This window comes from Pedobacter aquatilis (assembly GCF_032678425.1).
GTDB classification, from domain to species: domain Bacteria; phylum Bacteroidota; class Bacteroidia; order Sphingobacteriales; family Sphingobacteriaceae; genus Pedobacter; species Pedobacter aquatilis_B.
The window spans coordinates 923334-933619 of record NZ_JAVTSG010000001.1 but is presented as its reverse complement, the minus strand read 5'-3'; the positions used below and the strand labels follow the sequence as shown (position 1 = coordinate 933619).

Genomic DNA, 10286 nt, shown 5'->3' with positions numbered 1-10286 from the left:
TCATCATCTTGTAAGCATGAATAAATTAATGATTACTATTTTTCTTCTTTTTACTTATCTGTCAGTTTGTTCACAAGTTCAATTCGCTGATAGTCCCATTGTTAAAGCAATGCAACGCATAGCTGATACAACTATCCTTATTCAACATTATAGCGTTTGGAAGAGAAGTCCTAATGTGCAGTTTCTTAGTAAAAAAGGAGACACTATAAATACTTACGATTACAAGCAACCAAAATACACTCTGAAAATTAATAGTACTCTGCCGAAGACCATGGCAAAAGAAATGTATAGCAATCATTATGATGAGTTTTGGAAAGAGTCAGTGTCAATCAATAGATTTTTCAAGGTTGTTGATAAGTCTCCAGATTCCCTTTGGCTATTCTGGAACCAAGTAATGAAATTAAAGCCATGGAATATTAACGATGATGCCGTTGATGGTGAGGGATGCCCGCTAGTTAAAGGCAAAGGAGTGATGTCAATTGATGATGCCGGTGGAATTTATATCCTGTTAGTAACCAAGACCTCGATTAAGCCCTTAAACTTCTATGCGCTTCATGATTACGAGAAGTTCTGTCCTGGCAGGAAAGGGAGACAAGCTGCAATTAAATTATTAAATATATTTTTTAATGCGTTTAAGGAATAAATGCTGCTCAAATAGATTAACAATATCATTTTAATGTTACCTCCTATTATTGCTTTCATCAAACTAATATGTATTTTTGACGCGAGCAAATGCTAAAACAATAAAATGTTTGCACTGGCTCAGTCGTAACTAACAAAACTTATTGATAAACAAATAATTATAAAATGAATTTTCCATCAGAATTAAAATATACTAAAGACCACGAATGGGTTAAAGTAGAAGGAAACGAAGCTTATATCGGTATTACTGATTTTGCTCAGCGTGAACTAGGCGATATCGTTTACGTGGATATCAATAGCGTAGGGACTGAAGTAGCTGCAGAAGAAGTTTTTGGTACTGTAGAAGCTGTTAAAACTGTTTCTGATTTATTTATGCCGATTGCTGGTACTGTGTTAGAAGTTAATGCTGAATTAAATGATAATCCTGAATTGGTAAACTCTGACCCATATGGTAAAGGCTGGATGGTGAAAGTTTCATTATCTAACGCTGCTGATGTAGATGCATTACTTACTGCAGACGCTTACCAGGCATTAGTTGGCGCATAATTCAACGACCTTGTTCAAAGCACTAAAAACACAAAAATGGGCCATATTATGGACAGTTGTGACTTTAGTGCTTTGTAATATCCATCTTCCGGAGAAAGAAGGTTCTGGTTTTTTCTTTACTGGATTCGATAAAATGGCTCATTTGGGTTTCTTTTATATTTTATCGGTATTGCTATTTTACGGGAAAATCAATTATCAACATAGTTTTGGTTTCAGAACCTTAACTATTTTTAAAATCATACTGATTAACGCAATAATTGGTGGTGGAATTGAGTTATTGCAATGGAAAGTTTTTACTTATCGCTCTGCGGAGTGGTGGGATTTTACAAGTGATATGTTAGGCTGCTTTATGGCCGTATTTAGTTATGTTCTATTGCATAAATTAAATTTCAATGAAAAAACCAATTAGTTTAATCTTACTATTTGTTGTAATTACATTAAGTGGTTGCAGCATCTTCAAAAAGAATTGTAATTGCCCTAAAGTGTATTACAAATCTTATCCATCACAAAAATAAATGGCATTAATAGTTTAAAGGCAAACTTTTGTTTTCTAAGCTGTATTTAAAATGTTACTTTATATTTAACATCCCTTAACAAACCTTTCAGCATTCCCTTAGTCTGATAGCATAGTTTTGTACTAATTATATTCAATTTTTGATGAAAATTTACGTTCAAAGAGCAATATTTCTTGTTCTTATTTTTTGTGGATACTTTGCTCAGGCGCAGAATGGCGGTGCGATTAATGGTCGCGTTATTAATGCCAAAGATAAAAAGCCAGTAGACTATGCTACTATTGCGGTTAAAAGTTTAAAAGATTCCTCTGTTGTTGCATCGGGTCAATCTAACCCTGATGGAACTTTCTCGTTTAAAAACATCCCGGCAGGTAATTATAGAGTTATAGCCGCATTTTTAGGTTTAAAAACAACCAATAAAAACATTACAGTTGCAAAAGCTGCGGTAAATGTTGGCGACATCGCGATGGATGATGATGGTTTAAATCTGAACGATGTAAACGTTACGGCTCAGGTTCCGACTGTTGTTGTTAAGAAAGATACTTTAGAATACGATGCAAAATCGGTTAAGGTTAGGGAAAATGCAGTTGTTGAAGATGTTTTAAAGAAACTTCCGGGTGTTGAAGTTGCCAAGGATGGTAGCATTAAAGCTGGTGGCGAAACAGTAACACGTGTAAAGGTAGATGGTAAAGAGTTTTTTGGTAGCGACCCATTATTAGCGACAAAAAACCTTCCGGCGGATATGGTTGATAAAATTCAGGTTATTGATGAATTATCAGAGCAGGCACAATTTACCGGTGTAGATGATGGCACACGTAGTAAAATCTTAAACATTACAACCAAAAGCGGCATGAAAAAAGGCTATTTTGGAAATAGTACAGTGGGTTATGGAACTAACGACCGTTACGATGCCAGTTTAAACGTAAATAAGTTTGATAACGACCAACAATTTAGTTTTATTGGTCAGTTTAATAATGTAAATAAACAAAACTTTGGTGGCGGCGGCGGTCAGGGTAACGGATTTGGCGGCGGTGGCGGCGGTGGTCGAGGTTTCAATATTGGTGGTGGTAATTCATCATCAGGCGGCGGCGGTATCACAACTACAAATGCTGCTGGTTTAAATTTTGGCGATACTTATAAAGATGGCACGCAAATTCAGGGGAGTTATTTCTTCAATAAATCTTCAGTATTTAATGAGCAAACCAGTAATACACAAACTTTATTAGGCAATACTTCTCAAAATGTAAATAATTACCTAAATAGTAACAGCGATAGAACCAATCATAGATTTAATTTTATGATTGATACTAAATTGGATTCGAGCACCAGTATTAAAATTCAGCCGAATGTGGCTTACACCGAGAACAAAGGTTTGAGCTTGCAAAACTATGTTAGAAATAACGTTATCGCCAGCGGAATAACGAATACCATTGGTAATCAGAATTTCACAACAGATAATTCTACTCCGGTTATCAGCAATAATATTTTGGTGCGAAAAAAGTTTAAACGTAGAGGACGTACCTTATCATTAAATATTAATACTGCCATTAATGATAGCGATTCGGATAACATCAACTACATTTCGGAAAATAGTACACTAAACGGTGTAACTACCCAGAAATTAACCAATCAGTTGAATGATTTAAGCAGTCATAATATTACCAATACCACACGAGTTGTATATACAGAGCCATTATCCAAAACAACAAGTTTAGAATTAAATTATCAAAATGGTATTAATAACAGTACCTCTGATAGAAATATCTTCAACTTTAATACGATAACTGGCAACTTCGATTTGATTGATAATACCTATTCTAACCATTACGAAAACCAGACTTTAACAAATGCTGCCGGTTTAAGTTATACCGTAACACAGAAAAAATACAATTGGAATATTGGTATTGCAGGCCAACAAACTAACAGGGAGAATACCAACTTAACTACAGGAGTTGTATTTACCCAAAACTTTGTTAACCTAACACCATCGGCACAATTCAGATATAATTTCAGCAATAGCAAAAGGTTATTTATTAACTATAGAGGAACTACTGCTCAACCAACAATCGATCAGATTCAACCTATTCCGGATAATACCAATACGCAATCTGTTATTTTGGGTAACCCTAATTTGAAACCTGCATTTAACAATACTTTAAGTGTTCGTTATAATAATTTTGCTTTTGCTAAGATGCGTTTCTTTGCCGTGTTTTTGAATTTAACACAAACCTTTAATGCTTTTGCATCAAGTCAATCGGTTATCACTGATATTGCAGATATAAATTATGGTAAAATTGCTTCAACCTTTATAAATGTTGATGGTAATTATAGCGGAAATGCCAACGTCGTTTTAGGTCAGCCAATTCTTCCAAACAATAAACTAAACTTAAATGCAACTTTAGGTGGAAATTATTCTAGAGGAACGAACATTACCAGCGGTGTCGACAACATCACCAATAACTGGAGCTTAACAAATAATTACAGGTTTGTTACTAATTTAGATAAGCTTGATTTAACGGCTGGAATTGGTGGTACGGTAACGAGAGCAACTTATTCTGCAACACCAAATTCAAACACAAGATTCTTTACCTTAAATCCAAGTTTTGATGTTTCTTATCTTTTTCCTGGAAATATTAGATTGGCGGTTGATTTGGATTATATGAAAAACACAGGTAGAGGTGAAGGCTTTAATACCGATTTTACTTTGGTTAATGCGTACATCAGTCGCCAGTTTTTCAAAAACCGTGGCACATTTAAAGTTGCTGTAAATGATGCTTTAAATCAAAATCAAGGAATTAGTCGTACGGCAACAGCCAACGCAATTACAGATTTAAACTATAACGTATTAAAACGTTATTACATGTTCTCATTTACTTATTCGTTAACACGTATTGGTGGCAGAAACATTGGTAATGATGTTCAAATGCCTGGAATGGGTGGTGGTGCACCACGTATGCGGTTTTAAAATTTAATTTTAAAATTTTTAGAAGCCTATCGTTAAAAGCGATAGGCTTTTTTGTATTCCAATTGTTACCAATAATAAAACAAACCTTTCAGTAGCTTGATAGTCAATAACACACAGACTACTCGTTAACCAAATGAAAACATTTTTTACCTGCCTTTTACTATTTTTATCTCTATCAACATTTGCCCAGCAAAAACCCGGAATGGTAAGCGGTCGGGTCGTTCAATCGAAAGATAGAAAACCTTTAGATTATGCCTCAATCGTAATAAAAAACCTTAAAGATTCAAGCGTTGTGGTGTCGGGTACCACAGGCGAAGATGGTAAATTCTCATTCAAAAACCTTCAGCCAGGTAATTATAAAATTTATGCAGCTTATATTGGTTTGAAAAATAATAATAAAGATTTTTCAATTACTGCTGATAAAAATGAAATTGCACTTGGCGATATTATATTAGATGGAAGTGCCATTGATTTACAAACTGTTGAAATTAAAGCCGAAGTACCACCAATTGTTGTTAAAAAAGACACGCTTGAATTTAATGCCAGTTCTTTTAAAACTGTAGAAAATGCAGTAGTTGAAGATTTGCTCAAGAAACTTCCAGGTGTTGAGGTAGATAAAGCCGGAGCCGTAAAAGCACAAGGTGAAACCATAACCAAAGTAATGGTTGATGGCAAAGAGTTTTTCGGCAACGACCCACTTTTGGCAACCAAAAACCTCCCCGCAGATATGGTTGATAAAATACAGATTGTTGATCAATTATCTGATCAGGCTCAGTTTACGGGTGTTGATGATGGAACCCGAACTAAGATCATTAACATCACCACAAGAAAAAATAAGAAAAACGGTTACTTCGGAAATACAAGCATTGGCTATGGTTCTGATGATAGGTATGATGCAAATGCAAATCTAAATCGCTTTAATCAAGATCAGCAAATGAGTTTGGTGGCGCAGTTTAATAATGTAAACAAGCAAAATTTTGGTGGTGGTTTAGGTGGTAATGGTGGGGCAGGAGGCAGAGGAACTGGTATCACCACAACAAATGCATTGGGTTTTAATTTCGCAGATACCTATACTGACCAAACCCAGATTAATGCCAGTTATTTTTTCAATAAAACCGAAAACCTCGTTTTGCGAAATAGTGTTACACAAAATCTTTTGGGTGATATCACAACCATTTTTAATAACAATCAAAACAATACCGCAAATAGGTTAAATCATCGGTTAAACTTTATGGTTGATACAAAAATAGATTCCTTAACCTCATTAAGAATTCAGCCTACATTAAGTTACACAAACAATGAAAGTTCAAATAATAGTTTTTACACCAGAGATTATAGTACCTATACCACCAATGGAACACAGGCCTTAAACAATAAAAATACCTCGCCATCTATCAATAATAATATATTGTTTAGACGGAAGTTTAAGAGAAGAGGAAGAACACTTTCATTAAACTTAAATACAAGTATTAATAATAACGATGCCGATAATTACAACAACATTGTAGATAACACAACCAATGCAGGTGTAACTACCCAAAAAATTACCAATCAGTTTAACGATCAAACTAGCGAATCGATTAATCAGAATTCAAGGCTTGTTTATACGGAGCCATTATCCAAAAGTTTAAATCTGGAATTAAACTATCAGAATGGGTATAACCACAATACATCTGACAGATTTACCTATAATTTCAATCCTGCTACGCTGCAATATGATATTTTAGATTTAACCTACAGTAATTCTTATGAAAACACAATTTTAACCAATACTGCCGGTTTCAGCTTTAATGGTAATGGCAAAAGGTTTAACTGGAATTTAGGCATGGCAGTTCAAAATACCGACCGCACAAATAATAATATAAGTCAGGGTTTTACGCTGAAGCAAAATGTTTTCAATTATACGCCATCGGCAATGTATAGATATAATTTTAGCAATAGTAAGCGTTTGGTTATCAATTATCGCGGAACTACAAATCAGCCAACCATACAACAATTACAGCCTATACCAAATAATACCAATACGCAAAGTATTCCGGTTGGTAATCCTGATTTAAAACCAGAGTTTAATAATAACTTACGCATTGCATATAACACTTTTACTGTTGGTAAAAATCGGTCGCTTTTTGTAAATATGAACTTAACGCAAACCCTCAACCGGATTGCAAACAGCAGTAGCTTAATTCAAAGCGGTGTAGACCAAGGTAAACTTGCCATTTTGCCTGTTAATGTAAACGGAACTTATTCGGGGAGTATTTCATCTTCGCTCGGTTTACCTTTCTTACCAGAAAATAAATTAAATTTTCACATCAATATTGGAGGAAATTACGACCGTGATGTGAATTTCACCAACTCCTTAAAAAATATTACCAACAGTTGGGGCATTACCAATGGATATCGATTAGTATCTAACTTAGATAAATTGGATTTAACTGCGGGAGTAAATGGTTCTATAAATCGAGCTACTTATTCTGTTCAGCCAAACTCAAATACAAGGTTTTATACTTTTAGTCCGAATGTGAGTGTAAGTTATCTTTTCCCGGGCGATATCCGCTGGAACATCGATGCCGATTATAATCAGAATACTGGCAGAGGAGAAGGTTTTGATACACACTTTACGCTAATAAATTCTTACATAAGCAAGCTAATGTTCAAAAATAGAGGTACGCTTAAAGCTGCAGTAAACGATTTATTAAATCAAAATCAAGGCATCACCAGGACAGCAAATAATAATACCATTCAGGATGTAAGCTATAATGTTTTAAAACGTTATTTTATGTTTTCTTTTACTTATGCGCTTAACCGTATGGGCGGAAAAAATATGAACATGATGCGTGACCAACGAAACGGAGGAGGAAACAGAGGTGGTGGTTTTGGAGGCAGAAGGAATTAATCAGCTTATGGTCATCGATTGATTTAGGGCATACGATTGTTACCTGCTTATTTGGAATAAATCTAAAGAAAGGCTAAATTGCACAAAAATTAGCATGTGACTCTGTATTGAGTTTATTTTGCTAAATAAATACAATAATGCAAATGAAACTTTCACAATTAAAGGTCGGCGAAAAAGGAACCATTAGCTCATTTACAGATTTAGATCTATCTGTAAAATTAATGGAGATGGGTTGTTTGCCCGGCGAGATTGTAGAAGTAGAACGCTTTGCTCCGCTAGGAGATCCAATGGCAATTCGAGTTGCAGGTTATCAGCTTTGCTTACGTAAAAGCGAAGCTGATGTCATTATCATTCAATAAAATTAAGCTGGTTTGAATATTAAAGTTGCGTTAGTTGGTAATCCCAATACTGGTAAATCTACTCTGTTTAACCGTTTAACGGGATTAAATCAAAAAGTTGGAAATTTTCCGGGTATCACTGTTGATAAAAAAACAGGTTTTATGAAACTTGGAAATGGTAGTGAAGCAGAAATTATTGATTTACCCGGAACTTACAGTTTATATCCAAAAAGCACTGATGAAAGTATTGTTTTTCAGGTGCTTGCCGATAAATCTAACAAAGCCTTTCCTGATGTAATTGTTTTAATTGCCGATGCCTCTAACCTTAAACGCAATTTATTACTATACTCGCAAGTTGCAGATTTAGGCATTCCGATGATTTTGGCTTTGAATATGATTGATTTATCCGAAAAGCAGGGAATCAATATTGATTTAGATAAGCTTGCGCAAAAATTGGGCATTCAGGTGGTTTCAATCTCAGCCCGTAATAATATTGGCATTGATAAATTAAAACAAGCCATTGCCAATACAAATAAAGTTGCAACACAGTTTCAAGATGTTGATGTAAACGTTTTAGCGCCTGAGGCGATTAATGCAATAAAATCAAAGCTTAATTCTGATAATGATTATTATGCTTTGCAGGTGTTGCACCAACATGAATATTTAAAGTTTTTTAGCGAACAGGAGCAGGAAGAGATAGAACAAATTGAAGTTTCGCATAAATTTGAATCTTCAAAAGTTCAAGCTGCGGAAACAATTGCCCGATACAAACATTTGAATACATTACTTTCTGGTGTTGTTACAAATAATGGCTTAGCTAAAAAGTTCACTTTTAGTGATAAGCTCGATTCGATTTTAACACATAAAGTTTGGGGTTTTGCAATTTTTCTTGCAATCCTTTTTGTAATATTTAATGCAATTTTTGCCTGGTCGTCTTATCCAATGGATTTGATTGAAAGTACATTTGGTCTAATTACAGAACTTGGTCACGAATATCTTCCCGCAGGTATGTTAACCGATTTGGTTTTGGATGGCATAATAGCCGGCTTAGGTGGAATTTTTGTATTCATCCCACAAATTGCCATTCTTTTCGCTTTTATTTCTATACTGGAAGATACCGGTTACATGGCCAGGGTTACTTTTATGATGGATAAAATCATGAGTAAAGTTGGTTTAAATGGAAAATCTGTCGTACCGATGATTGGTGGTTTAGCTTGCGCAGTTCCATCAATTATGGCGGCCAGAAACATCGAAAACTGGAAAGACAGGATGATAACCATTATGGTAACGCCTTTGGTAAGTTGCTCTGCGAGGTTGCCGGTTTACATTTTAATCATTTCGCTGATTATACCCGAAGAAAACGTTTTTGGCATTTTTAGTCTGCAAGGTTTATCCTTAATGATAATGTATTTGGTGGGTTTAGTTGCTGCGGTATTAGTGGCCTGGGTTATGAAATTCATCATTAAAACCAAAGAAAGAGCGTATTTTATCATGGAGCTACCCATCTATCGTATGCCTAGATGGAAAAATGTGCTTTTTACCATGTACGAAAAATCTAAAACCTTTGTTTTTGAAGCTGGTAAAGTTATTATCGCAATTTCAATAATACTGTGGGTAATGGCTTCATTTGGACCAGGAAACCGTTTCGAAGATATTGAGAAAAAATATGAATCTGCTTTAAGTGATACCACAAAAAATACAGAGCACATAGAAACCTTAATTGCTACAGAGAAACTCGAAAATTCTTATGTTGGTATTCTCGGCCATTGGATAGAGCCTGCCATTCGTCCTTTAGGTTACGATTGGAAAATCGGCATCGGTTTAATTACCTCTTTTGCAGCCCGTGAGGCATTTGTTGGTACAATGGCAACCATATACAGTGTTGATGGTGGCGATGAAGATACATCAACAATTAGAGAACGTATGTCGGCATCAGTAAATAGCCGTACTGGTTTGCCCGTGTATTCGTTCGCAACCGGAATATCACTTATGTTGTTTTATGCTTTCGCTATGCAATGTATGAGCACTGTGGCAATTGTTTACCGTGAAACCAAAGGTTGGAAATGGCCTGTAATACAATTGGTTTACATGACAGCAATGGCATATTTCGCCGCATTAATTGCCTATCAATTGCTTAAATAAATTTATCTGAAGAGCAAGGTTCTTCGCAACTGCTAAAGCTTGTTCCCGCTTTTCGTTTTACTCCACCACAGCTGAAATAGCTGTGGCTCCATGTTCACTACAATCGGGTCTAAGGGGTTTATTCTGTATTACTATTATCGGCCAAGGCGCTTAGCATATATAATTGTTTATATGCAATTTGCTATTTATTGCACGCACCGTTGTTCTTAAACCCGATAGCAGCGGCGGCTTCCGATGAAAATCGGAAC

7 protein-coding genes are annotated in these 10286 nt (G+C 35.3%); all 7 read left to right on the top strand.

Annotated features, from left to right (window positions below; all coding sequences use genetic code 11):
- The first annotated feature begins 28 nt into the window (after positions 1 to 28).
- Positions 29 to 643, top strand: a complete 615-nt coding sequence (locus R2Q16_RS03880; protein ID WP_316735263.1) for a hypothetical protein — start codon at positions 29 to 31, stop codon at positions 641 to 643.
- Positions 644 to 807: 164 nt separating this feature from the next.
- Positions 808 to 1188 (top strand): glycine cleavage system protein GcvH, encoded by a 381-nt coding sequence (gene gcvH / locus R2Q16_RS03875; RefSeq protein ID WP_316735262.1) that lies wholly within the window; start codon positions 808 to 810, stop codon positions 1186 to 1188.
- Between the two features lie 10 nt (positions 1189 to 1198).
- Positions 1199 to 1597 carry a VanZ family protein gene (locus R2Q16_RS03870; RefSeq protein WP_316735261.1) on the top strand — a complete coding sequence of 133 codons (399 nt, stop codon included), beginning with the start codon at positions 1199 to 1201 and terminating at the stop codon, positions 1595 to 1597.
- Between the two features lie 248 nt (positions 1598 to 1845).
- Complete coding sequence (locus tag R2Q16_RS03865) at positions 1846 to 4665, top strand: outer membrane beta-barrel family protein (RefSeq protein ID WP_316735260.1); 2820 nt, start codon at positions 1846 to 1848, stop codon at positions 4663 to 4665.
- A gap of 133 nt (positions 4666 to 4798) precedes the next feature.
- The gene (locus R2Q16_RS03860; protein ID WP_316735258.1) at positions 4799 to 7558 is read left to right on the top strand and encodes an outer membrane beta-barrel protein; all 2760 of its coding nucleotides are present in this window, start codon (positions 4799 to 4801) and stop codon (positions 7556 to 7558) included.
- 143 nt (positions 7559 to 7701) lie between these two features.
- The gene (locus R2Q16_RS03855) at positions 7702 to 7917 is read left to right on the top strand and encodes a FeoA family protein (protein WP_316735257.1); all 216 of its coding nucleotides are present in this window, start codon (positions 7702 to 7704) and stop codon (positions 7915 to 7917) included.
- A 12-nt stretch (positions 7918 to 7929) separates the two neighbouring features.
- Positions 7930 to 10038, top strand: a complete 2109-nt coding sequence (gene feoB / locus R2Q16_RS03850; RefSeq protein ID WP_316735256.1) for a ferrous iron transport protein B — start codon at positions 7930 to 7932, stop codon at positions 10036 to 10038.
- Positions 10039 to 10286 lie beyond the last annotated feature (248 nt).